Origin of the sequence: Delftia sp. DT-2 (assembly GCF_028401915.1) — a bacterium.
GTDB classification, from domain to species: domain Bacteria; phylum Pseudomonadota; class Gammaproteobacteria; order Burkholderiales; family Burkholderiaceae_C; genus Comamonas; species Comamonas tsuruhatensis.
Genome location: NZ_JAQOTI010000002.1, coordinates 185,292 through 208,039, shown reverse-complemented (window position 1 = coordinate 208,039; position 22,748 = coordinate 185,292). Strand labels below are relative to the sequence as shown.

The window sequence follows — 22,748 nt, the reverse complement described above, 5'->3', positions numbered from 1 at the left end:
CGCTCTTGTGCGAGGGTGAGCGGCCGCTGACGCGTGGGGGCGCGTGCGGCTGTCGGGCATCAGGGGCCGCCGTGGCGGCCTGTCTTTTTTTGCAGCGCCGCATCAAGGGCAGGCGCGGCCGGGCGCGGTGCGGCGCAGTGTGGTAGCCCTTGCGGGCGCCTTACTTGAGCAGTTCCTGCACCTGGCCCAGCGCGGCCTGGGCGCATTTGTCGTCCAGGTGGCCGCCAGGCGCGCCGCCGATGCCCACGGCGCCGACCACCTCGTTGCCCACCTTCACCGGCAGGCCACCGCCCAGCAGCAGGTAGCCGGGAATATTCACCAGGTTGGCGGCGCCGGGGTTCTTCTGCGCGCCTTCCATGATGGCCAGCGTGCTGTTCTTGGCCGATGCGGCCGTGTAGGCCTTCAGGCGGCTGGCCTCCAGCGTGTGGGGGCCGGCATTGTCGGCGCGCTGCACGGTGCGCACGGTACCGGCACGGTCCACCACGGTGGCGGTGACGGCATGGCCGTCGGCGGCGCAGGCGGCCACGCTGCGTGCGGCGATCTGGTTGGCCAGCTCCAGCGACATGTTCTTTTCCGTGCGCACGGCATCGGCCTGGGCGGCGGTGGCGATCAGGCCCAGGGTCAGGGCGGCGAGGGTGGCGAGCTTGGTGGTGCGGCGTTGCATGGTCTTCTCCTTGGGGGTCAGGACGGCCCGGGCCACAAGCCCGGACGGCATGCTTGCACTGTAGAAAATGCCGTCGCCGCGCACCATTCGGACGGTTACGCGCGCCGCTGCGTAGAAATACGGAGAAGCCAGGCGCGCTGGGCGCGGCGATGGAGCTTCAGGCGCCTGCCGCCGGATCGGCCAGGCTGGCGTAGCGGCGTATGAGCTGCGCCAGGCTGGGCGCATCCAGCTTGGCGAACAGGTTGGCGCGGTGCGTCTCCACCGTGCGGGGCGACAGCTCCAGGCTGCGGCCTATCTCCTTGTTGGTCAGCCCCTGCACGATCAGCGCCAGCACCTCGCCCTCGCGCGCGGAAAGCTGCGCAAAGCGCTGCTGGGCATCGCGGTCGGCCTGCTGGCGTTCGCGCGACTGCACATGCTGGCGCACGGCGCTTTGCAGCGCATCGATCAGCACCTCGTCGTCCACGGGCTTTTCCAGGAACTCGGCCGCGCCGGCCTTGAAGGCGCGCCGGCACATGTCCACCGTGCCATGTCCGGTGAGCATGATCACGGGCTGGTCCACACCCTGCTCCATCAGCCGGCCCAGCAGGGCCAGCCCGCCGATGCCGGGCATGCGCACGTCCAGCACGATGGCGCCTATGCCCTGGCGGTCCAGCCCGTCGAGAAAGGCCAGCGGATCGGCCCAGCGCTGCACGCGCAGGCCCACGGTGCCGATCAGCAGGGCCAGGCTGTCGCGCACGGCCTCGTCGTCATCGACCAGATGGATCAGCGGGGACAGGTCTTGGGCGGGCGCGGCAGTCATGGGGTCAGTGGTTCCTGAGGGGCGTTGGGTGCGGCAGGTGCCGGGCCATGGGCCGCAGGCAGCAGCAGCTCGAAGCGCGCTCCGCCTTGCGGCGGGGTGGCGGCGGATGCGGCCAGCTCCAGGCTGCCGCCCATGGATTCGGCCAGGCTCTGGCTGAGCGTCAGGCCCAGTCCCAGGCCCTGGGCGCGGCCCGTGGCAAACGGGGTGAACAGGCGCTGGCGCATCTCGGGCGCCACGCCGGGGCCGCTGTCGTGCACGGCCACCATCAGGCGGCTGTCGCGGCGTGCCAGCTCCACCCGCAGATGGCGTGTTGCGGGCGGCTGCTCTTGCATGGCCTGCAGCGCATTGACCAGCAGGTTGTGCAGTATCTGCTGCACGGCCACGGGGTCGGCCTGGGCGGTGGGCAGATCGGCGGCCTGCACCATGACCTGAACCTGGCGGCGCCGCAGCTCGGGCTCCAGCAGATACAGCGCCTCGGCAACGGCCTGGCCCAGATCCAGCGGCTCGGCCTGGGGCGCCAGCCCCGGCCGCTCCACCAGGCGGCGCAGCCTGCCCACCACGGCCGATGCGCGCTTGGCCTGCTCGGCAGCCTGCCCCATGGCCTGGCGTGCGGCGTCCATCTCGGGCGGGTCCTCGGCCAGCAGGCGGCGCGCGGCCTGGCTGTTGGACAGCACGGCCGTCAGCGGCTGGTTCAGCTCATGCGCCATGCCTGCGGCCAGTTCGCCCAGCGTATTGAGCCGCGCCACCTGGCCCAGCTGCAGCAATTGCTCGGCGCGGCGGCGGGCCACGCGCTGGCGCAGCAGGGTGCGCAGCGCGCCCACCGCCAGCGCGCAGCCCAGGGCCCAGCCCAGCATGGCCGTCCAGGGCAGTACCGAGGCGTCCAGCGGCTGGCGCAGGTGCAGCACCAGAGGCTGGCTGGGCGAGGCCAGGGTCTTGCTCACCTCCCACGACCATGTGTTCCAGCCGTGCGCGGCGGCTCGGCCCGGCTGGATCACGAATTCCTGCCCGCCCAGGGCCAGCCATGCGCGCACCGGGCTGGTGGCGGGCGGCAGCGGCCACTCGTCGGCGGGAATCGTGGCGCGCAGGTCCAGCAGCAGCGCGTAGCTGGCCGGCAGCCCGGCCTGCACCAGGTACAGCCGGCCCCGGACCAGGTCGGCCAGGGCCAGTTCGGCCTGGCCGCTGGCCTGGGAGCGGCGCTCGGCCTCGGCCATGCCGGGCGGCCAGGTCTCGGGCCAGGGCTCGCCTGCGGTGGCCGCGCGGCGCGCCACATCCAGCACCTGGGGATACAGGCGCTGCAGCTGCCTCCATGGCGCCTGGCCGGATGCGGGTTGGCGCGGCTGCAGCAGGGCCAGCGTGCCCAGAATGGCGTCGTGCTGCACCATGCGCTGGCTCAGCAGCCGGTGGGCAATGCGGGCATCGGTGTCGAAGACCTCGCGCAGCGACTGCAGGCGCCCATGCGCCAGCCAGGCCGCGCCACAGCCTGCGGCCACGGCCCAGGCCAGCACCCACCCCGCTGATCGCTGCCATCCATTCATGGCGCGGATTCTGTCATGCGGCTCGCGCACGCGGTGGGCACGCGGTGGTCTAATCCGAAGCACCCCCCCACGTACCGCAGCGCAGCATGGCCGAACCCACTCCCTCTACTGCCAACGCTCCCGCCCCCGCTTCCGCGGCCGGCTGGATGGCGCCGCACAGCCTGCTTCGCATCTCGGTGGCCGTGGCCCTGCTGACCATCGTGCTCAAGACCCTGGCCTGGTGGCTGACGGGATCGGTGGGCCTGCTGTCGGATGCGCTCGAATCCTTCGTCAACCTGGCCGGCGCCGTGTTCGCGCTGACCATGGTCACCATCGCCAAGCGGCCGGCGGACACCGACCATCCCTATGGGCACCACAAGGCCGAGTACTTCTCTGCGGGCTTCGAGGGCATCCTGGTCATCGGAGCCAGCCTGGCCATTGGCTGGGCGGCGCTGGCGCGGCTGTGGAACCCGCAGCCGCTGGAGCAGCTGGGCTGGGGCCTGGCGCTGTCCGTGGCCAGCTCTGCCCTCAACGGCCTGCTGGCCGTGGCCATGCTGCGCTCGGCGCGCCAGCACCGCTCCATGGCGCTGGAGGGCGATGCCCGCCATCTGCTCACCGATGTCTGGACCTCGGCCGGCGTGGTCATCGGCCTGATGGGCGCAGCGCTCACAGGCTGGCTGTGGCTGGACGCGGCCGTGGCCATCGGGGTTGCGATCAACATCTGCGTGCAGGGCGCGCAACTGGTCTGGCAGTCTTCCCAGGGCCTGATGGACCAGGCCCTGGACGCGCCCGAGCGCCTGCGCATCGACGCCGTTCTGGACCGCCACGCGCGCCGCGCGCATGGCGTGGTCTTTGACAACATCTCCAGCCGGCGCGCCGGCGAGCGCAGCTTTGCCGACCTGCACATGCATGTGCCCGGTGACTGGAGCGTGGCCCGCGCCGCGCGGCTGCGCACCGAGATAGAGGCCGAACTGCTGCAGGCCGTGCCCGGCCTGTACGCGCGCATAGAGCTGCTGCCGCTGGGCATGCAGACCGCCATGGAAGCCGCCATCGAGGCGGCAGGCCAGGCGGACACTTCTTCCCCATCCACCGACAAGAACCCGAACCCCGAACCATGATCAGCATCCTGCAGCGCGTGCAACAGGCCCGCGTGGAAATCGATGGCCAAGTCGCCGGCAGCATAGGCCCTGGCCTGCTGGCCCTGGTCTGCGCAGAGCGCGGCGACACCGAGGCCGAAGCCGACAAGCTGCTGGCCAAGATGCTCAAGCTGCGCATCTTTGCCGACGACGCGGGCAAGATGAACCGCAGCGTGCAGGACCTGGACGGGCAGGGCGCCTGCGGCGGCCTGCTCATCGTCAGTCAGTTCACGCTGGCGGCCGACACCGGCGGCGGCAACCGCCCCAGCTTCACGCGCGCCGCGCCACCGGCCGAGGGCGAGCGCCTGTACGACTACATCGTCCAGCGGGCGCGCGCCCTGCATCCCGACGTGGCCACGGGCCGCTTCGGGGCCGACATGCAGGTGCACCTGCTCAACGACGGGCCCGTGACCATCCCGCTGTCGATAGCTCCGGCCACCGCGGCATAGCGCGCCGCAGACCTGCTGTTCTGGGGCGGATTCTGGCGCGATCTGCGAGCACGTCCTGGCCGGAAAAGGGCTGCAAAGACCGTATTCTTGCGGCCTCAGCATTCATCGACAGACCGACGACCATGAAGAACCATCCGTTCAAAGCCTCCACCCTGGCCCTTGCCATGAGCATGGCCCTGGCGTGGAGCGGCGCGGCCGGCGCCGACACCCTCAAGAAGCCCGCGCTGGACGCGCTGGCCCAGGCGCAGCCGGCACCTACCGACTTCGCCAGCTTCCTGAAGCAGGCCGCGGCCGCGCAGCCTGCCATCGCCCAGGCCGTGCAGCGCCATGCCGCAGGCGCCGCGCTCACGGGGGATGAACTCAACCACATCGCCCGCCTGCTGGGCCTGTACACGCGGCTGACGCAGGAGCGGGCCGTGCTGGCCAGCATCGAGCGCATGGTCGCTCTGCCCACGGTGCGCGACCCCAAGGTGCCGCCGCACGAAAGCCCGGCCATCCTGGCCTTCGGCGAACTGGTGCAGCAGATGGCCAGGGACTTCGGCCTGCAGTACCGCAACGTGGACAACCGCATCTTCGAGGTCACCCTGCCTGCGAACGCAGCGAACGCGGGCACGGATGAATTCGGCATCCTCACCCATGCCGACGTCGTACCTGCCGTGGCCGCCGAATGGGTGCTGGACGGCAAGCAAATCAACCCATTCGAGGTTACCTTTGTGCCCGGCAACAGCGGGCTCACCCTGATGAGCCATCCCCCGGTGCTTGTCCCACCCATGCCTGATCGGATCTACGGGCGCGGCACCATCGACGACAAGGGCTCCATCGCCACCGTGCTGTTCGCCATGAAGGCCGTCAAGGACAGCGGCCTGCCCCTGTCGCGCGGCATACGCCTCATGATCGAGACCACCGAGGAAACCGGCGGCGACGCCATGAAGTACTACCAGGGCAAGACCACGCTGCCTGCCTACAACATCGTGCTGGACAGCAAGTACCCAGCCGTCGTCGCGGAAAAGGGCTCGGGCGCGCTCAAGGCCGTGTTCGACGACGTGAAGACCGACCCCGCCCGCCCGGCCATCACCGCCATGGCCGGCGCCGCCTCGGCCAACGCCATTGCCCAGACCGCCACCGCCACCATCACGGCCAGCGACGAAGCCGCCATTGCCGCCATCGCCGCGCGCCTGCAGGCGGCCAAGGGTGACTTCACCACCAGTTATGCCGGGCAGGGCGGACCGTTCACCATCGACATACAGCACAGCGGCGCGACGGCCACCGTCAAGGTCACGGGCACCTCGGCCCACGGCTCGCGCCCCGAGGAAGGCGTCAACCCCGTGCCGCGCCTGACGCTGTTCCTGCAGCAGGTGCTCATGCCCACCGATGGCGTGGCCCTGGTCCAGCCCAATGCCTACAGCAACGCCCTGCGCTACATCAACGGCGCCTTCGGCCTCGACTACTTCGGCAAGCAGCTGGGCGTTGCCTATGCTGACGACTTCATGGGCCCGCTGACCCTGTCGCCCAACCTCATCAAGGCGGCCGACGGCAAGCTCGAAGTCACCACCAACGTGCGCATGCCGCGCGGCAAGACGCCCGAGCAACTGCGCACCGAAGTCGAGCAGCGCATCACCCGCTGGAGCGAGGCCGCCAAGGTTCCCCTCACCCTGCAGTACACCCAGGGCAACTGGATGGCGCGCGACCCCAAGGGCGCCTGGCTGTCCACCCTGCTCAACATCTTCGGCGACACCACGGGCCTGGACGCCAAGCCCGTGCCCACGGCCGGCAGCACCACGGCCAAGCTCATGCCCAACGCCATCAACTTCGGCCCCGCCATGCCCGGCAAGAAGTACACGGCGCACAACGCGCTCGAATACAAGGAACTGCCCGACCTGCGCGCCGACATGCAGATGTTCACAGAAATGCTGGTGCGCATCGGGAATCTGAAGCAGATGCAGTGACATTCTCCGGCTATTGAAATGCGAAAGCGCCTTGTGAAAGCAAGGCGCTTTTTTTCGTCCAATTCCGCCCAGTCATTCGACACATGAAAGCCGACTGCCCTGGATGCGGCACAGGCCTGCCTGCCCTCAACCTTCCGGACCATGCTCCGCGTATTCCACAAAGGACGGTGCTTCATCAAACAGTTGCAAGAGCAGTTTCAGGTGCCGGGCGTAGAGGCTCTGTGGCCGGTTGAAGGCCTGGGCGGCCAGGGCGATGGCTGCGCGGGCGAGGTACCACTCGTTGTCGAATTCGCTGGCGTCCTCGAATACCTTGTGCCGAATTTGCCGGATGTGATTCAGCGCCAGGTCTGCGGCCAGGTCCACCTCGACATCCGTGTCATGCCAGTCCATGTCGGCACAGCGTGTTTCGATCAGGGCAACCAGCCCCATCTCTGCGCGGGCAATGGACAGGGCGATCATTTGCTGCATGGTGGGCCAGGCAGCGGTGTCTACTGGGTGCGACTGCTTGGACGCGGCATCCATGTCGGTAACTCCTCCCGATTCGGTATTGGTGCGTGGCGAGCCACTCTGAATCTATTAGATATCTGTGATTGTTTGATGTCAAATAGATTCTTTGTCATGAATCTTTCTGATGTCCAGAATCTGGCGGATGACTGACAAGCAAGTGCCGTCCTACCCGTTGCGTATGCCTGTGGAGCTGCGTGAAAAGCTCACCCTCGTTGCCAAGAACAACAATCGCAGCGTGAACGCAGAAATCATTGCGAGGCTGGAGAGCAGCCTTGACGCAACCGGCGCCAAAGCAGACTTTGGAAAGGATGTGGCCGTTCGGTCCGCGATGGCGGCGTCGCTTGCGGATGTGGCCGTTTTGACGCTGACCCAGGACGAGTCATGGAAAGAGGACGTCGCACGCAGGGTTGCTGAAAGCCTGCGTGCAGTGCCTTTGGTGTCTGCTGAGACGGATGCACAGCCGCCAAGGCCCAGGCAGCGGCCAAGAAAGGCCTGAGCCGCGGCCCTTCTTCAAAAGCCCCGCCTCACTGCCGCCAGAAAAACACCCCCGCCATCACCAGCCCCGTCAGCACGATGCCCGCGCGCAGCCATTCGGGCGGGATGCGGCGCGCCAGGCGGGCGCCGCCGTAGCCGCCTGCGGTGGCGGCGATCATCATGACCAGGGCCTGCTCCCACTGCACGACGCCGCCGGCCGCATAGATGGCGACGGCAATGGCCGTGAGCAGGGCGGAGACCAGGTTCTTCATGCCGTTCATGGCATGCAGCCTGGTCTGGCCCAGCAGGCCGAACAGGGCCAGCAGCAGGATGCCCAGGCCGCCGTTGAAGTAGCCGCCGTAGATGGCCACGGCCAGCATGCCGGCGCCGGCCTTCAGGGGCGATGCATGGGCGGCATGCTCGGCGCTGCCGCGTGATGCCATGCGCCTGAGCTGGGGCGCGAAGGCGAACATGGCGGTGGCGGCCAGCAGCAGCCAGGGGACGACCTTGCGGAACAGGTGGTCGGGCGTGACCAGCAGCAGGGCCGCGCCCAGCGAGCCGCCGATGAGCGACAGCACGATCACGCCGCGCATGCCCAGGCCGGGCGGCGGCTCCATGTCCTGGCGAAAGCCCCAGGCACCGGCCATGTAGCCGGGCAGCAAGGCGACGGTGCCGGTGGCGTTGGCGGCCACGGGCGGCACGCCGGTGAAGACCAGGGCGGGCAGGGTGAGGAAGCTGCCGCCCCCGGCGACGGCATTGAGCGCGCCGGCCACGAAGGCGGCGCTCATGAGCAGTGCGATGTCCCACATGGGTGTTGTCTCCTCCTGGAGCCGGGCATCGGCAGGCCGCCGTGGCCTTGCGCGGCCAGGCCGGTGTTATAGGTCGAGGCCGATCTTAGTGCCGGACCATCGGCCGGGCTGTCGCACCGGCATGGCGGCAGGGTCAGGGCTGCTTTGCGCAAAAGGACAGGATCGCGCCGGCGTGGTGGCCACCAGGCGACTAGGGCGGCTCCACCACCGGGCCGGGCAGGCCCAGCGTGGCGCGCAGCAGGGCGACGCGCGGGTTGGCGACGGCGCTGCGGTAGATCAGCGCCACGGGGCCCATGGAGATGGCGGGTGTGACATGCACCCTGCGCACCCCCAGCGACCGGGGCGAGGCCTGCAGCGTGGAGTCGGGCACGGCGCTGAGCCCCAGGCCGGCCCGGACCAGTTGCAGGTTGGTGAAGGGGCTGGTGGATTCGATGACGGGCGTGGGCGCGATCACGCCTTCGCGGCGGAACACCTCTTCCATCATGCGGCGCAGCATGGAGCTGCGCGTGGGCAGGATCCATCGCTGGCGCGCCAGCTCCTCCCAGCGGTTGCTGCGCGCGTGGCCTGCAGGGTGGTCCGGCGGGGCGATGACGGTGAAGCCGGTGTCGAACAGTTTTTCGTAGCGCAGCGGCTGGCCTGCAGCCTCGGGCAGTTCGGTGGGGTAGCTGGTGATGAGGGCATCGAGCTGGCCGTCCAGCAGGCATTGCACAAGCAAAGGCACGCGCTCTTCCTTGAGCTGTACCCGCACATGGGGCTGCTGTGCGGCCAGGTCCGCCAGTACGCCGGGCAGGTAGCCCTGTGCCACGAAGGGCGGGGTGCCGATGCGCAGCAAGGTGATGGCGGGTTGCTGGGCGGTCTCGCTGCCCAGATGGCGCAGCTCGGCCAGCAGCATGGCCGCGCCGCGGATGGCGATCTCGCCCTGGGCCGTGGGTTCGAGCCCGCGCGCATTGCGCAGGAACAGCGTCACGCCGAAGGCCGCCTCGATCTCGCCCAGGGCCTTGCTCAGCGCGGGCTGGGTCAAATGCATGAGGCCGGCCGCGGCGCGCAGGCTGCCTCCCTGGTGCAGGGCCAGCAGGAGCTGCAGGTGCTTGAAGCGCAGCCTCGACAGCAGGCGTTGCGGGTCGAAGTCGTGCATGTTCCCAGGGGTGGAGTGATTACCGGAGGTTTGCCATCCATCCAAACATATCACTATTGGAAATGGGCCTGCCGTTCTATCGTGACCCCACGACGACAAGCGACAAGGAGACAGGACCATGGACAGACGCGTCTTTCTGGCAGGCAGCCTGGCGGCTGCCGCGCTTCCGCTGGTGCGGGCCAGCGATTTTCCGAGCCGGCCGGTGCGGGTGATTTCCCCGTATGCGGCGGGCGGGGGGCCTGATGTGCAATTGCGCCAGGCCGGCCCGGTGCTGGGGGAGATCCTGGGGCAGTCCATCGTGATCGAGAACAAGGTGGGCGCGGCCGGCGTGCTGGCCGCGCAGTATGTGGCGCAGCAGCCCGCCGATGGCTACACCTGCCTGATGGGCTCCAACACCCACCTGATCCAGAAGCTGCTGCAACCGGGCCTGCGCTTCGACCCCATCGGCGACTTCACGCCCGTCAGCAACCTGGCCTCATCGCCCACGGTGCTGGTGGTGCGTGCCGATGCGCCCTGGCGCACGGCCCGGGAGCTGATCGCGGGGCTGAAGGCCCAGCCGGCGCAGGCCAACTACGGCTCGGGCGGCATAGGCACTTCGGCCCATCTGGCGGGCGCCACGCTGGCCTCGTTGGCGGGCCTGCAGGTCACGCACATACCGCTCAAGGGATCGGTGGAGATTGCGGCATCGCTGATCCGCGGGGATACGCAGTATGCGTTTCCGGTGGCGGGCACCGGCATCCCCCAGGTGCAGGGCGGCAAGCTGCGGGCCCTGGCGGTGACCAGCCGGAGGCGCCTGGCGCAGCTGCCCGAGGTGCCCACGCTGCAGGAGGTGCTGGGCAGCGAGCTGGCGGTGCAGGAGTCCTGGTTCGGGCTGTGGGCTCCGGCCAGGACGCCCCCTGCCGTGGTCGAGCGCCTGCACGCTGCCGTGCGCCAGGCCACCGCCCAGCCAGCGCTGCGCGCCTCGTTCGAGGCTGTCGGCAACGAGGCCACGGCCAGCGCTTCGCCGCAGGCCTTCGCCGATTTCGTGCGCAGCGAGAACCGCAAGTGGGCCGCCATCATTGAGCTGGCCGGCATCACCGCCAACAGTTGAACCAGGGAAAGGCAAGACGGGTATGGACAAGCCGCTGCAAGGAGTGCGCGTCATCGACATGTCGCATGTGATCGCGGGGCCGCTGGCCTCGCACTACCTGGCCCAGCTCGGGGCCGAGGTCATCAAGGTCGAGCCCACGCGTGGCGAGGTCATGCGCAACAGCCGGGCGCCCGGCGAGCCCGGGGGCGGCATGCCTTCGGGCTTCGTGGCGCTCAATGCGGGAAAGCGTTCGCTGGCAGTGGACATCCGCCAGCCCGAGGGTGCGGACATCGTGCGTGCCCTGGCGCGCACGGCCGATGTGTTCATCGAGAACTTCCGCCCCGGCGTGGTGGCGCGCCACGGCCTGGGCTACGAGGACATCCGGGCGGTGCGTCCCGACGTGGTGTATTGCTCCATCTCTGGCTTTGGCCAGCAGGGCGAGTGGGCCGGGCGGGGCGCCTATGACCATGTGGTGCAGGCGCTCACGGGCATGATGATGATGGCGGGGGGCGACGAGGAAGCGCCGCCCGTGAAGGTGGGCTTTCCCGTGATCGACGTGGCGGTGGGCATGCTGGGGGCGCTGTCGGTCACGGCGGCCCTGCACCAGCGCAACGCCTGGGCGCCTGGCGAGCGGCGCAGCCAGCACATCGATGCCTCCATGCTGCAGGCCTCGCTGATGCTGATGTACCCGCATGCCTGTACCTATCTCACCCATGGCGTGGAGCCGCGGCGCGTGGGCAACCGCGGCTATACGGGGAGCCCGGCGGCCGACACCTACCGGTGCGCCGACGGCTGGCTGTCCACGGCCGCCAACACGCCGCAGCAGTTCCGCAGGCTCGCCGGCGTGCTGGGGCTCGATGCCCTGTGCGAGGACGCCACGCTGCTGGACCTCGATGCCTTCAATGCGCCCGAGGGCGGCTTTGTCGCCGCGCGCGATGCGTCCGCGCTGCAGCGGCTGCAGGCCTGTCTGGCCGAGGCCTTCGCCGCACGCAGCGCACGGGACATGGAAGCCCGGCTCAACGCCGTGGGCGTGCCTGCCGCCAGGGTGCGGCGCCTGGGTGAGTTCCTGGGCGAGGCCCGCGCTGCCGGCACCGTGTCACCTGTGAGCTATGGCGCCGGCGGCGCTGCGGTGGACACTCCGGGACTGGGGTTCCGGTGGATGGATGCCGAGCCCGTGCCGGGTGCGCCGGCCCCCGTCCTGGGCGATGGCAACCTTGCGCTGCTGCGGGAGCTGGGGATGGCGGACGAGGCCATCGCCCGCCTGTGCCGCAGCGGCGTGCTGGGCGCGCCGCAGTCCTGATTGCCTTTGGATTTTCTTTGCCACTGCCTTGCTGGAGACCCCATGTTCAAAGCCTTGCTGCTGACCCAACCCGTACCGCGTGAAACCCGTGCCGAGTGTGTGGAGCTGGACGAAGCCAGCCTGCCCGCCGGCGCGGTGCGCGTGGCCGTCTCGCATTCCACGCTCAACTACAAGGATGCACTGGCCATCACGGGGCGCTCGCCCGTGGTGCGCCAGTTCCCCATGGTGCCGGGCATCGACCTGGCCGGCACGGTGCTGGACAGCGAGGACGCGCGTTTCCAGCCCGGCGATGCCGTGCTGCTCAACGGCTGGGGCGTGGGCGAGACCCACTGGGGCGGGCTCGCCCAGCAGGCGCGCGTGAACGGCGACTGGCTGATCCGCCGGCCCGAGGCCTTCAGCGCACGGGATGCCATGGCCATAGGCACGGCCGGCTATACGGCCATGCTGTGCGTGATGGCGCTGCAGGCGCATGGCATCACGCCCTCCAGCGGCCCGGTGCTGGTGACGGGAGCCAATGGCGGCGTGGGCAGCATTGCCGTGGCCCTGCTGTCGCGCCTGGGTTTCGAGGTGCACGCCGGCACCGGGCGGCCCGAACAGGCCGAGCACCTGAAGGCGCTGGGCGCGGCGCGGATCGTGGAGCGCAGCAGCCTGGATGCGCCCGGCAAGCCGCTGCAAAAGGAGGTCTGGGCGGCGGCCGTGGACAGCGTGGGCAGCCATACGCTGGCCAATGTGTGCGCCAGCCTGCGCTACGGCGGCTGCGTGGCGGCCTGCGGGCTGGCCCAGGGGCTGGACCTGCCGGCTTCCGTGGCACCGTTCATTCTGCGCGGCGTGTCGCTGCTGGGCATCGACAGCGTCTATGCGCCGCAGGCGCGGCGCGAGCAGGCCTGGGCGCGGCTGGCCGCCGAACTGCCGCGCGAGGTGCTGGAGCGCAATACCGAAGAGGCGGGCCTGGCCGATGCGGTTGCGCTGGCGCCCCGGCTGCTTGCCGGCCAGGTGCGCGGCCGGGTCGTCATCGATACGGCGCGCTGAGGCCCGCGCGGGGCCTGGTGCCGCCTACTTGGCGTAGGGGTCGGCAAAGCCCAGCTCGACCATGATCTCGGTCTCGTAGGCTTCCATTTCCTCAGCGTCCTGCTCGCTGGTTTCATGGTCCCAGCCCTGGGCATGCAGCGTGCCGTGCACCAGCAGGTGGGCGTAGTGCTCCTCCAGCGTCTTGTTCTGCTCGCGCGCCTCGCGCTCGACCACGGGGGCGCACAGCACCAGGTCGGCCATGGCGGTGGGCTCCTGCTGGTAGTCGAAGGTCAGGACGTTGGTGGCGTAGTCCTTTTGCCGGTACTCGCGGTTGAGCTGCTGGCCTTCCTCGGCATCGACGATGCGCACGGTGATTTCGGCATCGACGGCCAGGGCGTGGCGTATCCAGCGCGTGACCTTGCTGCGGGACAGCACGGCGCGGTGGGCGGGTGCCTCGGCAAAGCGCGCGAATTGCAGGGACAGTTGCAGTTGGTTCAGGGACATGGGGGAGTGCGTGGGCGTGTGCTTGGGCTTGAGCTTTGGAGCGCCCGTGGGCGGGCGTCTGCTGTGGCTGTCGGGATCAAGGCGCTGCAAGGCGCGGTGCGGCACGGCGTGCCGGGGCCTGGCCGCGTGCGTCGTAGGCGTCCACGATGCGGGCCACCAGCGGGTGGCGCACCACGTCGGCGCTGGTGAAGTGGTTGATGGCGATGCCCTTGACGCGCTTCAGGACGCGCTCGGCATCGATCAGGCCGCTCAGGGCGCCCTTGGGCAGGTCGATCTGGCTGACGTCGCCCGTGACCACGGCGCGGGCACCGAAGCCGATGCGCGTGAGGAACATCTTCATCTGCTCGGGCGTGGTGTTCTGCGCCTCGTCCAGGATGACGAAGGCGTTGTTCAGCGTGCGCCCGCGCATGAAGGCCAGCGGCGCGATCTCCAGCACATTGCGCTCGAAGGCCTTTTGCACCTTCTCGTAGCCCATGAGGTCGTAGAGCGCGTCGTACAGCGGGCGCAGGTAGGGGTCGACCTTCTGCGTGAGGTCGCCGGGCAGAAAGCCCAGGCGCTCGCCCGCCTCCACGGCCGGGCGCGTGAGCACGATGCGCTGCACGGCGCTGCGCTCCAGCGCGTCCACGGCGCAGGCCACGGCCAGGTAGGTCTTGCCGGTGCCGGCCGGGCCGATGCCGAAGGTGATGTCGTGGCGGGCGATGTTCTCCAGGTAGGCCGACTGGTTGGCCGTGCGCGCGCGCAGGTCGGGGCGGCGCGTGGACAGCTGGATGGCGTCCAGGGGCTGCTCGATGAGTTCGGTGTCGCCGGCCAGCATCAGTTGCAGGGAGTCGTCCAGGATGGGGTCGTCGGCCATCTCGTAGAGGGCCTGCAGCAGCTCCAGTGCGTCGTTGGCCTTGGCCTTGGGGCCGTCGATCTTGAATTGCTCGTGGCGGTGGGCGATCTTGACGCCCAGGGCGATCTCGATGGTGCGCAGGTGCGCGTCGGCCGGGCCGCACAGATGGCTCAACCGGTTGTTGTCGTGGGGTGTGAAGGTGTGGCGCAGGATCACGCGGATAATTCCAGAGATTCCGGGCGGCGGCCAGCGCGAGGGCGTGGTGCCATACCCTGTGAATGGGCCGGCGTTCGGTTGCGGACGGGCATGAAAAGCCGCCCCTGGGGCGGCAAAGGACACCAATGATAGGCAAATTGACAGGAACGCTGCTGGAAAAAAACCCGCCCGAGGTGCTGGTGGACTGCGGCGGCGTGGGCTACGAGGTGCAGGTGCCCATGAGCACCTTCTACAACCTGCCGGCCAGCGGGGCCAGGGTCAGCCTGCTGACGCACTTCGTGGTGCGCGAGGATGCGCAGCTTCTGTACGGCTTTGGCACGCACAGCGAGCGCCAGGCGTTCCGCGAGCTGATCAAGATCACCGGCATCGGCCCGCGCATGGCGCTGTCGGTGCTCAGCGGCATGAGCGTGGAGGACCTGGCCCAGGCCGTGACGCTGCAGGAGGTGGGCCGCCTGGTCAAGGTGCCGGGCATCGGCAAGAAGACGGCCGAGCGCCTGCTGCTGGAGCTCAAGGGCAAGATCGGCGCCGATACGGGCGCGCAGTCGCTGTTCGTGAACAACGACCAGAACGACATCGTGCAGGCGCTGATGGCGCTGGGCTATTCCGACAAGGATGCGGCCGCCGCGCTCAAGAAGCTGCCGCCCGACGTGGGCGTGACCGAAGGCATCAAGCTGGCGCTGAAGGCGCTGGCCAAGTGAGCGGCGCATGAGCATCCATACCGACGATTTCGGGCAGGGAGGCTTTGCGCAGGGGGGCTTTGCGCCCGACAAGGCACCGGAAAAGCCGCGCATGATTTCGGCAGCGCCGGTCTCGCGCGGGGAAGAGGCCATGGAGCGCGCCCTGCGCCCCAAGCTGCTGCAGGAGTACGTGGGCCAGGCCAAGGCGCGCGAGCAGCTGGAGATCTTCATCGGCGCGGCCCGAAAGCGCAGCGAGGCGCTGGACCATGTGCTGCTGTTCGGCCCGCCGGGCCTGGGCAAGACCACGCTGTCGCACATCATCGCGGCCGAGCTGGGCGTGAACCTGCGCCAGACCAGCGGCCCGGTGCTGGAAAAGCCCAAGGACCTGGCGGCGCTGCTGACCAACCTCGAAGCCAACGATGTGCTGTTCATCGACGAGATCCACCGCCTGTCGCCCGTGGTCGAGGAAATCCTCTACCCGGCGCTGGAGGACTACCAGATCGACATCATGATCGGCGAAGGGCCGGCGGCGCGCTCCATCAAGCTGGACCTGCAGCCGTTCACGCTGGTGGGTGCCACCACGCGCGCGGGCATGCTGACCAACCCGCTGCGCGACCGCTTCGGCATCGTGGCGCGGCTGGAGTTCTATACGGCCGAGGAGCTGGCGCGCATCGTGCGGCGCAGTGCAGGCCTGTTGAACGCGCCCATCGATGACGAGGGCGCCTTCGAGATCGCGCGCCGCTCGCGCGGCACGCCGCGCATTGCCAACCGCCTGCTGCGCCGCGTGCGCGACTATGCCGATGTGCGTGGCGACGGAAGCATCACGCGCGAGCTGGCCGACCGTGCGCTGGCCATGCTCGATGTCGATCCCCAGGGTTTCGACATCATGGACCGCAAGCTGCTGGAGGCCGTGGTGCACCGCTTCGACGGCGGCCCCGTGGGCCTGGACAACATCGCGGCCAGCATCGGCGAGGAGGCGGGTACCATCGAGGATGTGATCGAGCCCTACCTGATCCAGCAGGGCTTTTTGCAGCGCACGCCGCGCGGGCGCATGGCGACCCAGGCGGCGTACCGCCACCTGGGCCTTCCCGTGCCGGGCGACGACGCCAGCTGACGCAGGCTCATTCCTCCGTGCCGGCGTTCCAGAAGGCCTGCAGCACGCCGGGCAGGGCCTCGATGGCGGCGATCACGCGGTCCAGCTCGTCGGAGTCCACCGAGGTGGCGTAGAGCATGGCCTCGATCTCCGTGTCCTGCGGCCCGAAGGCATGGGTTTCCACGCCGCGCACGGGGTAGCTGGCGTTCTCCAGCAGCTCCAGCATCTGCTCGCGCACATCGCCCTGGGCGCCGCGGTGGCAGATGGCGTAGACGTAGTAGGTCGACTCCGTGGATTCGTCATCCACCGGGCGGCGGTTGATGCGGTTGACCACGGGGCGCAGCAAGGTGTTGCTGGCCAGCACGAACAGCGTGGCCAGGCCGGCCTCGGCCACCAGGCTGGCGCCCGCGCAGGCGCCCACGGCGGCCGAGCCCCACAGCGTGGCCGCCGTGTTCAGCCCGGTGATGTTGGCCCCTTCCTTCATGATGGCGCCCGCACCCAGGAAACCCACGCCCGAGACCACGTAGGCCACCACGCGCGTGGCGCCCTCGGCCCCGCCCAGGCGCACGGCCAGGTCCACGAAGACGGCCGCGCCCACGGCGACCAGGGTGTTGGTGCGCAGCCCCGCCGTGCGCTGGCGCACCTGGCGCTCCAGGCCGATGAGGGCGCCGAACACGAAGGCCGTGGTCAGGCTGACGAAGGTGTCCAGCATGGCGCCGGGGTTGAGGTTCTGCAGGGCCTGCATGGGGTTCCGGGCTTTCCTGGTGAGTGGGTTGAAGGAGCGTTGAAAGAGGCGCTGAAGGGTGCGTCACTGCCAGCCGTAGCGGCGGATGTAGACGCGCTTGAGCAGCGTGGCCAGGCAAGCGTAGCCCAGCAATATGGCAATCATCCACGGGAAGTAGGCCGCCGGCAGCGCCTGCAGCTTCAAGTAGCCGGCCAGCGGCCCCATCGGCAGGAATATGCCGGCCGCCATCACGGCCGCCGTGGCCAGCAGCAGCGGCCAGGAAGGGCGGCTTTGCAGGAAGGGGATCCTGGGCGTGCGGATCATGTGCACGATCAGCGTCTGCGTGAGCAGCCCGATGACGAACCAGCCCGACTGGAACAGCGTCTGCTGCTCGGGCGTGTTGGCGGCAAAGACGAACCACATCAGCGCGAAGGTCAGGATGTCGAACAGCGAGCTGATGGGCCCGAAGAACACCATGAAGCGGCCCAGGTCGGCCGGGTTCCAGCGCAGCGGCTGGCGCACCAGTTCGTCGTCCACGTTGTCGAAGGGGATGGCGATCTGCGAGAGGTCGTACAGCAGGTTCTGCACCAGCAGGTGCAGCGGCAGCATGGGCAGGAAGGGGATGAAGGCCGAGGCCACCATCACCGAGAACACGTTGCCGAAGTTGGAGCTGGCCGTCATGCGGATGTACTTCAGCATGTTGCTGAAGGTGCGCCGGCCCTCGATCACGCCCTGCTCCAGCACCATCAGGCTTTTTTCCAGCAAGATGATGTCGGCCGCCTCCTTGGCGATGTCCACGGCGCTGTCCACGCTGATGCCGATGTCGGCCGCGCGCAGGGCCGGGGCGTCGTTGATGCCGTCGCCCATGAAGCCGGTGATGTGGCCGTTGGCGCGCAGCGCATGCACGATGCGCTCCTTGTGCAGCGGCGTGAGCCGGGCGAACAGCTGGTGCCGTTCCACGGTCTGGCGCAGCATCTCGTCGTTCATGTGCTCGATCTGCGTGCCCAGGATGATGTGGTCTGCGGGCAGGCCCCCAAGTCCGACATCGCGGCAGACCTTGGCGGCCACCAGTTCGTTGTCGCCGGTCAGCAGCTTGACGGCCACGCCGTGCGCGGCCAGGGCGGCCAGCGCCTCGGCCGTGGTTTCCTTCGGTGGGTCCAGGAAGGCGATGTAGCCGATCAGGGTCAGCTCCGACTCGTCGGCCACGCCGTAGTCGCTCTTGTGCGGCGGCACTTCCTTCATGGCCACGGCGACCACGCGCAGGCCTTCGCGGTTGAGTTCGCGCGTCACGCGGCGCACGCGGGCCAGCTGCTCCTCGTCCAGCGGGCGCGTGCCGTCGCCTTCGCGCAGCCGGGTGCAGGTGCCCAGGATCTCCTCGACCGCGCCCTTGCAGATCAGCTCGTGGTGGTGGTTGCGTTCGGCCACCACCACGGACATGCGGCGGCGCTCGAAGTCGAAGGGGATCTCATCGACCTTGCGGTAGTCCTCGGCCACGCGCATCTGGGTGTGCAGCTCCACGTGTTCCAGCACGGCATGGTCGAGCAGGTTCTTCAGGCCCGTCTGGTAGTGGCTGTTGAGGTAGGCGAAGCGCAGTGTCTCATCGCACGGCTGGCCGAAGGCGTCGGTGTGGCGCTCCAGCACGATGCGGTCCTGGGTCAGCGTGCCGGTCTTGTCGGTGCACAGCACGTCCATGGCACCGAAGTTCTGGATGGCGTCCAGCCGCTTGACCACGACCTTGCGCCGCGAGAGCACCACGGCACCCTTGGCCAGGGTGGAGGTCACGATCATGGGCAGCATCTCGGGCGTCAGGCCCACGGCCACGGACAGCGCGAACAGGAAGGCCTCGGCCCAGTCGCCCTTGGTGTAGCCGTTGATGAACAGCACCACGGGCACCATCACGGCCGCAAAGCGGATCAGCAGCCAGCTGACGCTGTTGACCCCGGTTTCGAAGGCCGTGGGCGCGCGGTCGTTGGAGGTCACCCGCGTGGCAATGGTGCCGAAATAGCTGCGGTTGCCCGTGGCCAGCACCACGGCCAGCGCCGTGCCCGAGACCACGTTGGTGCCCATGAACAGCAGGTTGCTGGCGTCCAGCACGCCGGTGCCATTCGATGCACTGGCGTCGGCGCGCTTTTCCACGGGCAGGGATTCGCCGGTCATGGCGGACTGGCTCACGAACAGGTCCTTGGCGCTGAGCACGCGGCAGTCGGCAGGAATCATGTCCCCGGCCGACAGCACCACGAAATCGCCGGGCACGACCTCGCGCAGCGGCACCTCGTAGCGGCGCGCCTGCTGGCCGAAGCCGCTGTGCGGGGCGTCTGCGGAGTCGGCATCTGCAGGAGCCGTGGGGCCGCCATTGCGGCGCAGCACCGTGGCCGTGCTGCTGACCATGGCCTTGAGCCGCGCGGCGGCGCGGTTGGAGCGGCCTTCCTGCACAAAGCGCAGCAGCGTGGACAGCAGCACCATGGAGGCGATGACGACCGTGGCCTTCATGTCCTCCGTGGCGTAGGAGACCACGGCCAGCAGCGTCAGCAGCAGGTTGAAGGGATTGCGGTAGCAGTACCACAGGTGCAGCCAGCCGGGCAGCGGCCTTTCGTGCTCGACCTCGTTGGGGCCCAGACGTGCAAGCGCGGCGCGGGCCTGCTCGCGGGTCAGGCCGTCCTCGCTGGAGCTGGTGCGCGCCAGCACGGCGGCGATGTCATCGCGCGAGGCGCGCAGCAGCTCGCGCGTGAGGGTCGGCGATACCGGGCGCGAGTGGTGCACGGCCGTGCCCGAGGGCAGGGCATTGCGCCGGAACAGCCCCAGGGCATGGCGGCTGCGCAGAAACGCCTGGAACAGGTGCTTGAGGGCTTTCATGGCGACCTCCCTGGCGGCTCAGGCCTGGCTCGAACGAAGGGTGGCGTGCAGCCAGTGCCAGTTGCGCTGGCAGGCGCACAGCAGGCGGCGGCGCAGCGGCGGGCGGGCCACGGTGGCCGACTGCAGCCATTGGCGCCGTGCATGGGCTGGCAGATGGCGGTAGACCTCGGCGCGCTCCTGCGCCGCCAGCAGGGACAGAACGTCGGCCTGCTGGCGCTGCGTGAGCGCCACGAGGGCATGGGCGAAGAGGTCGGGGCCGTGTTGCTGCAGCAGGGTGTGCAGTTGCCCGGTGTGGCGTGCCGCAATGGCGGCTTGCAGGGCCAGCTGCAAGGTGCTGGCGCGGGTGGTGTGGGAGGTGCGGCTGGCGCGCGTGGAGACGGGTGCTGTTGCGGGCGTGGCTGCGGGCATGGTCCGCAGCGCGGTGATGACGTGTTGCATGGCGGGCTTCTTTCGTTGCGGCCGAAAGAAGCCCGGCACCTATCCGTCAATGGACGTGCGCGGGTCTCCCGGCCGGGGCCTTGGGAAGGGGCGGAAGGGCCGCAGGCATGTGCGGCCGGACCGTATCGGAGGGGTCAGGGCAAGATCGACTCGGATCGGGGTCCATGGGGGAACTCCTTTCTGACGATGGGGCGGACAAGGCTGCGGCGCGCGCTCAGCGCGGCTGCAGGCTCAGAAAGCTGCGGATGCGGTGCGTGGGCCAGTGGGTCTGCAGGTCCAGGTGCATGGCGTGCTCCATGGCCGATGGGGCCTGGGCCTGCATCTGTGCCTGTGCCTTGGCCTGCATTGCTGCCTGGGAGGCAGCCACGCGCGTGCCGGTGGCGCCGGGGCAGGGCGCGGCAGTGGCAGGCTGCAGGCGTTGCATTGCGGGGCGAGCGAACGGTGTGGACATGGCTTTCTCCTTGGCGAACCAGGAAGACTGCCGCGGGCAGGGCCGTCAAGCAGCGTGGGCCGGGCGCTGCAACGGGGCAGGCACGGACACGCGGTCAGTGAACCACAGCAACTGGAATCTCAGGTGCAGGCGCGGCATGCATGATGCAAGCCAAATGCCACTGCAGCGCCGGGCGGGCGCGAAGATCCAAGGGGAAACGCAGCAATGGATGGAAGCCGACCGACATGGCCGCTCCCATCACAGGAGTCGGTCAGTCAGCCAGCAGCGTAGCCATTGCGGCGCGCTGTTTGTCACTGGTTGAACTGGCACTGTCCACGGAAGGACTCCTGAAAATGCGATCCGGCCATTGTGCCTTGCGAGCTGCCTCGGGTCAACCCTGATGTCGATGCGCCACGGGCCAGCCAGCCCTGCACGATCAGCAACTGCGCCGCGTAGTAGGTGGTCAGCACGGCGGCTTGCGCCCCGTCGAAAGGCTGCACGAAGCGGTTGATGGCCAGCAGCGAGTCGCTGACCATGAAGAAGCAGGCGCCGATGGCCACGGTCCAGGCGGGCTGGCCGCCCAGGTGCCTGGCGCGGCCCAGGGCCTGGGCCGCCATCAGCGCAATGACCAGCACATAGGCGGCCACGGGCAGGCGCAGCGCGGCGGGCAGCCCGCCCTGCCAGAGCACGGCATACATGGCAACGCCCAGGGCCAGCGTGGCGGCCAGCGAGGGCCGGTGCGCAAACCAGGGCGCATCCTGGCGCAGCAGCACGATATAGGCCAGGTGGGCGAGCAGGAAGCTGGCCAGGCCCGGGATGAACAGATCGGGCAGCATCAGGAACACGTCGCCCGCCATCGAGGCCGCCAGCGCCGCGGCCAGCCAGCAGGCGCCGCGCGCGGGTTTCGCCAGCGCCGAGAACGCCGCGCTGCCGCGCCACAGCTGCATGACAGCGATCAGCGCAAAGACCATGGCCAGCGGCTTGAACAGCCAGTGCCAGTGCAGCATGTCCAGCACGCTGGTGGCGGTGGCCAGCGCGCCGGCCTCGATGGCCAGGGCCACCCACAGGCTGATGCGCCCCTGCATGGCCGCGCCCAGTGCCCACTGGCAGGCCAGCAGCACGCCAAACCACAGCGCATTGCGCGCCGTCGAGGACTGGTCGGCATGCCACAGAAACAGCGACACCCCGGCGATCAGCGCCACGAACTGCAGGCCTGCAAACCAGCGCAGGCCGCGTTCCATCCCCGGTGCGTAGAGCACGCGGTGCGCGTCCAGGTCGAAGGCCGGCCTGGGAAAGCGCTGCGCCACATCGGCGGGGCGCCATCCGGGCGGCTTGAGCCAGACGCGCAGCTTGTCGCTCCAGCGCCGCGCATGCCAGCTGTCATGGATGAGTTGCCGGTACACCACGGCGTTGGCCCACAGCGGATCCCAGCTTTGCAGCAGGCCGCGCGTGCCGTAGACACAGGGCTCGCTGTCGTCCTCGGGCTTGAAGGTGCCGAACATGCGGTCCCAGACGATGAGGATGCCGCCGTAGTTCCTGTCCAGGTAGCAGTCGTTGACGGCGTGGTGCACGCGGTGGTTGCTGGGCGCGCAGAACCAGCGGTCGAACCAGCCCAGGCGCCGCACCTGCTCGGTATGGACCCAGAACTGGTAGAGCAGATCGATCAGGCCCACGATGGCAAACACCAGCGGCGGCACGCCGGCCAGCGCCATGGGCAGGTAGAACAGCCAGCCCAGCAGCGCGCCCGAGCTGGTCTGGCGCAGCGCCGTCGACAGGTTGTAGTCCTGGCTCTGGTGGTGCACGGCGTGGGCTGCCCACAGCACGGCCACCTCATGGCCCATGCGGTGCAGCCAGTAGTAGCAAAAGTCGTAGAGCAGCAGGGCCAGCAGCCAGCCGGGAATGCTGGTCCAGAAGGCGTCGTTGCGCCACAGCGCCACATGATCGAAGGCCAGTGTGTACAGACCTATGCGCAGCAGCTGGGTGAAGACGGCGCTGGTCTGGCTGAGCATGCCCAGGCTGATGGAGCTGACGGCATCGGCCAGCCGGTAGGCATTGCGCCCCCGCCACAGGCTCACGCCCCATTCCAGCGCGATCAGCAGCAAAAAGGCCGGCGTGGCGAAGACGATGATTTGGCTGGGTGAGGGCATCATGGCCTGCCAATTCTGGACAGG

At 69.1% G+C, this 22,748-nt stretch carries 22 protein-coding genes; 9 read left to right on the top strand and 13 right to left on the bottom strand.

Annotated features, from left to right (window positions below; all coding sequences use genetic code 11):
- Positions 1-160 precede the first annotated feature (160 nt).
- The 3 genes from PO605_RS03485 to PO605_RS03475 form a co-directional block, all read right to left on the bottom strand.
- On the bottom strand, positions 161-664 hold the full coding sequence (locus PO605_RS03485; protein WP_197065206.1) for a GlcG/HbpS family heme-binding protein: 504 nt from the start codon (positions 662-664) through the stop codon (positions 161-163).
- Between the two features lie 157 nt (positions 665-821).
- Positions 822-1,463 carry a response regulator transcription factor gene (locus PO605_RS03480; RefSeq protein WP_272206082.1) on the bottom strand — a complete coding sequence of 214 codons (642 nt, stop codon included), beginning with the start codon at positions 1,461-1,463 and terminating at the stop codon, positions 822-824.
- Positions 1,460-2,998 (bottom strand): sensor histidine kinase, encoded by a 1,539-nt coding sequence (locus PO605_RS03475; protein ID WP_272206080.1) that lies wholly within the window; start codon positions 2,996-2,998, stop codon positions 1,460-1,462. Before PO605_RS03475 ends, PO605_RS03480 begins: the two co-directional genes overlap by 4 nt.
- A gap of 86 nt (positions 2,999-3,084) precedes the next feature.
- Here PO605_RS03475 and PO605_RS03470 point away from each other — a divergent pair, with 86 nt between their 5' ends.
- From PO605_RS03470 to PO605_RS03460, 3 genes are all read left to right on the top strand, one after another.
- Positions 3,085-4,095, top strand: coding sequence for a cation diffusion facilitator family transporter (locus PO605_RS03470; protein WP_047472499.1), 1,011 nt, complete (start codon positions 3,085-3,087; stop codon positions 4,093-4,095).
- On the top strand, positions 4,092-4,562 hold the full coding sequence (dtd, locus tag PO605_RS03465) for a D-aminoacyl-tRNA deacylase (RefSeq protein WP_034366821.1): 471 nt from the start codon (positions 4,092-4,094) through the stop codon (positions 4,560-4,562). The genes PO605_RS03470 and dtd overlap by 4 nt, the downstream gene beginning before the upstream one ends.
- A 122-nt stretch (positions 4,563-4,684) precedes the next feature.
- Positions 4,685-6,508, top strand: a complete 1,824-nt coding sequence (locus PO605_RS03460) for a dipeptidase (RefSeq protein ID WP_047472500.1) — start codon at positions 4,685-4,687, stop codon at positions 6,506-6,508.
- A 126-nt stretch (positions 6,509-6,634) separates the two neighbouring features.
- Here the strand turns inward: PO605_RS03460 and PO605_RS03455 are convergent, their stop codons facing one another.
- On the bottom strand, positions 6,635-7,030 hold the full coding sequence (locus tag PO605_RS03455) for a hypothetical protein (RefSeq protein ID WP_047472501.1): 396 nt from the start codon (positions 7,028-7,030) through the stop codon (positions 6,635-6,637).
- Between the two features lie 109 nt (positions 7,031-7,139).
- Between PO605_RS03455 and PO605_RS03450 the strand changes: the two genes are divergently transcribed.
- On the top strand, positions 7,140-7,511 hold the full coding sequence (locus PO605_RS03450; protein WP_047472502.1) for an Arc family DNA-binding protein: 372 nt from the start codon (positions 7,140-7,142) through the stop codon (positions 7,509-7,511).
- Between the two features lie 28 nt (positions 7,512-7,539).
- Here the strand turns inward: PO605_RS03450 and PO605_RS03445 are convergent, their stop codons facing one another.
- Entirely contained in the window at positions 7,540-8,298 is a 759-nt protein-coding gene (locus tag PO605_RS03445; RefSeq protein ID WP_012203149.1) for a sulfite exporter TauE/SafE family protein, read from the bottom strand.
- A gap of 190 nt (positions 8,299-8,488) precedes the next feature.
- Positions 8,489-9,433, bottom strand: a complete 945-nt coding sequence (locus PO605_RS03440) for a LysR family transcriptional regulator (RefSeq protein WP_047472503.1) — start codon at positions 9,431-9,433, stop codon at positions 8,489-8,491.
- 118 nt (positions 9,434-9,551) lie between these two features.
- Between PO605_RS03440 and PO605_RS03435 the strand changes: the two genes are divergently transcribed.
- From PO605_RS03435 to acuI, 3 genes are read left to right on the top strand one after another with little or no spacing between them, the layout of a single operon-like run.
- Entirely contained in the window at positions 9,552-10,523 is a 972-nt protein-coding gene (locus PO605_RS03435) for a tripartite tricarboxylate transporter substrate binding protein (RefSeq protein ID WP_047472504.1), read from the top strand.
- A gap of 22 nt (positions 10,524-10,545) precedes the next feature.
- Positions 10,546-11,802 carry a CaiB/BaiF CoA transferase family protein gene (locus PO605_RS03430; RefSeq protein ID WP_047472505.1) on the top strand — a complete coding sequence of 419 codons (1,257 nt, stop codon included), beginning with the start codon at positions 10,546-10,548 and terminating at the stop codon, positions 11,800-11,802.
- 42 nt (positions 11,803-11,844) lie between these two features.
- A complete protein-coding gene (gene acuI / locus PO605_RS03425) occupies positions 11,845-12,831 on the top strand; it encodes an acrylyl-CoA reductase (NADPH) (protein WP_012203153.1) in 987 nt (328 codons plus the stop codon).
- A 24-nt stretch (positions 12,832-12,855) separates the two neighbouring features.
- Here the strand turns inward: acuI and ybeY are convergent, their stop codons facing one another.
- Complete coding sequence (gene ybeY, locus PO605_RS03420) at positions 12,856-13,314, bottom strand: rRNA maturation RNase YbeY (RefSeq protein WP_016446534.1); 459 nt, start codon at positions 13,312-13,314, stop codon at positions 12,856-12,858.
- Between the two features lie 76 nt (positions 13,315-13,390).
- Positions 13,391-14,362, bottom strand: coding sequence for a PhoH family protein (locus tag PO605_RS03415; protein WP_016446533.1), 972 nt, complete (start codon positions 14,360-14,362; stop codon positions 13,391-13,393).
- Positions 14,363-14,487: 125 nt separating this feature from the next.
- On the opposite strand from PO605_RS03415, the gene ruvA reads away from it, so the two are divergent.
- Together ruvA and ruvB are read left to right on the top strand one after the other, a co-directional pair.
- Positions 14,488-15,060, top strand: coding sequence for a Holliday junction branch migration protein RuvA (gene ruvA, locus PO605_RS03410; protein ID WP_016446532.1), 573 nt, complete (start codon positions 14,488-14,490; stop codon positions 15,058-15,060).
- A gap of 7 nt (positions 15,061-15,067) precedes the next feature.
- Positions 15,068-16,153 (top strand): Holliday junction branch migration DNA helicase RuvB, encoded by a 1,086-nt coding sequence (gene ruvB, locus PO605_RS03405; RefSeq protein WP_047472507.1) that lies wholly within the window; start codon positions 15,068-15,070, stop codon positions 16,151-16,153.
- 7 nt (positions 16,154-16,160) lie between these two features.
- On the opposite strand, the gene PO605_RS03400 is transcribed toward ruvB, so the two are convergent.
- From PO605_RS03400 to PO605_RS03380, 5 genes are all read right to left on the bottom strand, one after another.
- A complete protein-coding gene (locus PO605_RS03400) occupies positions 16,161-16,877 on the bottom strand; it encodes an MgtC/SapB family protein (RefSeq protein ID WP_012203158.1) in 717 nt (238 codons plus the stop codon).
- Positions 16,878-16,940: 63 nt separating this feature from the next.
- Positions 16,941-19,709, bottom strand: a complete 2,769-nt coding sequence (gene mgtA / locus PO605_RS03395) for a magnesium-translocating P-type ATPase (RefSeq protein ID WP_047472508.1) — start codon at positions 19,707-19,709, stop codon at positions 16,941-16,943.
- An 18-nt stretch (positions 19,710-19,727) separates the two neighbouring features.
- Entirely contained in the window at positions 19,728-20,147 is a 420-nt protein-coding gene (locus tag PO605_RS03390) for a hypothetical protein (protein WP_047472509.1), read from the bottom strand.
- A 214-nt stretch (positions 20,148-20,361) separates the two neighbouring features.
- Positions 20,362-20,598, bottom strand: a complete 237-nt coding sequence (locus tag PO605_RS03385; RefSeq protein WP_016446528.1) for a hypothetical protein — start codon at positions 20,596-20,598, stop codon at positions 20,362-20,364.
- Between the two features lie 290 nt (positions 20,599-20,888).
- A complete protein-coding gene (locus tag PO605_RS03380; protein WP_047472513.1) occupies positions 20,889-22,724 on the bottom strand; it encodes a lysoplasmalogenase family protein in 1,836 nt (611 codons plus the stop codon).
- Positions 22,725-22,748 lie beyond the last annotated feature (24 nt).

What these genes read in the sequence shown, in the direction of transcription:
- PO605_RS03455 (WP_047472501.1), bottom strand. Translation starts at nt 7,030, where the DNA reads ATGGATGCCGCGTCCAAGCAGTCGCACCCAGTAGACACCGCTGCCTGG.
- PO605_RS03470 (WP_047472499.1), top strand. Translation starts at nt 3,085, where the DNA reads ATGGCCGAACCCACTCCCTCTACTGCCAACGCTCCCGCCCCCGCTTCC.
- mgtA (WP_047472508.1), bottom strand. Translation starts at nt 19,709, where the DNA reads ATGAAAGCCCTCAAGCACCTGTTCCAGGCGTTTCTGCGCAGCCGCCAT.
- PO605_RS03475 (WP_272206080.1), bottom strand. Translation starts at nt 2,998, where the DNA reads ATGAATGGATGGCAGCGATCAGCGGGGTGGGTGCTGGCCTGGGCCGTG.
- PO605_RS03380 (WP_047472513.1), bottom strand. Translation starts at nt 22,724, where the DNA reads ATGCCCTCACCCAGCCAAATCATCGTCTTCGCCACGCCGGCCTTTTTG.
- PO605_RS03480 (WP_272206082.1), bottom strand. Translation starts at nt 1,463, where the DNA reads ATGACTGCCGCGCCCGCCCAAGACCTGTCCCCGCTGATCCATCTGGTC.
- PO605_RS03445 (WP_012203149.1), bottom strand. Translation starts at nt 8,298, where the DNA reads ATGTGGGACATCGCACTGCTCATGAGCGCCGCCTTCGTGGCCGGCGCG.
- ruvA (WP_016446532.1), top strand. Translation starts at nt 14,488, where the DNA reads ATGATAGGCAAATTGACAGGAACGCTGCTGGAAAAAAACCCGCCCGAG.
- PO605_RS03400 (WP_012203158.1), bottom strand. Translation starts at nt 16,877, where the DNA reads ATGCAGGCCCTGCAGAACCTCAACCCCGGCGCCATGCTGGACACCTTC.
- PO605_RS03385 (WP_016446528.1), bottom strand. Translation starts at nt 20,598, where the DNA reads ATGTCCACACCGTTCGCTCGCCCCGCAATGCAACGCCTGCAGCCTGCC.
- PO605_RS03450 (WP_047472502.1), top strand. Translation starts at nt 7,140, where the DNA reads ATGTCCAGAATCTGGCGGATGACTGACAAGCAAGTGCCGTCCTACCCG.
- PO605_RS03485 (WP_197065206.1), bottom strand. Translation starts at nt 664, where the DNA reads ATGCAACGCCGCACCACCAAGCTCGCCACCCTCGCCGCCCTGACCCTG.
- PO605_RS03435 (WP_047472504.1), top strand. Translation starts at nt 9,552, where the DNA reads ATGGACAGACGCGTCTTTCTGGCAGGCAGCCTGGCGGCTGCCGCGCTT.
- PO605_RS03460 (WP_047472500.1), top strand. Translation starts at nt 4,685, where the DNA reads ATGAAGAACCATCCGTTCAAAGCCTCCACCCTGGCCCTTGCCATGAGC.
- PO605_RS03390 (WP_047472509.1), bottom strand. Translation starts at nt 20,147, where the DNA reads ATGCAACACGTCATCACCGCGCTGCGGACCATGCCCGCAGCCACGCCC.
- ybeY (WP_016446534.1), bottom strand. Translation starts at nt 13,314, where the DNA reads ATGTCCCTGAACCAACTGCAACTGTCCCTGCAATTCGCGCGCTTTGCC.
- PO605_RS03440 (WP_047472503.1), bottom strand. Translation starts at nt 9,433, where the DNA reads ATGCACGACTTCGACCCGCAACGCCTGCTGTCGAGGCTGCGCTTCAAG.
- PO605_RS03430 (WP_047472505.1), top strand. Translation starts at nt 10,546, where the DNA reads ATGGACAAGCCGCTGCAAGGAGTGCGCGTCATCGACATGTCGCATGTG.
- acuI (WP_012203153.1), top strand. Translation starts at nt 11,845, where the DNA reads ATGTTCAAAGCCTTGCTGCTGACCCAACCCGTACCGCGTGAAACCCGT.
- dtd (WP_034366821.1), top strand. Translation starts at nt 4,092, where the DNA reads ATGATCAGCATCCTGCAGCGCGTGCAACAGGCCCGCGTGGAAATCGAT.
- ruvB (WP_047472507.1), top strand. Translation starts at nt 15,068, where the DNA reads ATGAGCATCCATACCGACGATTTCGGGCAGGGAGGCTTTGCGCAGGGG.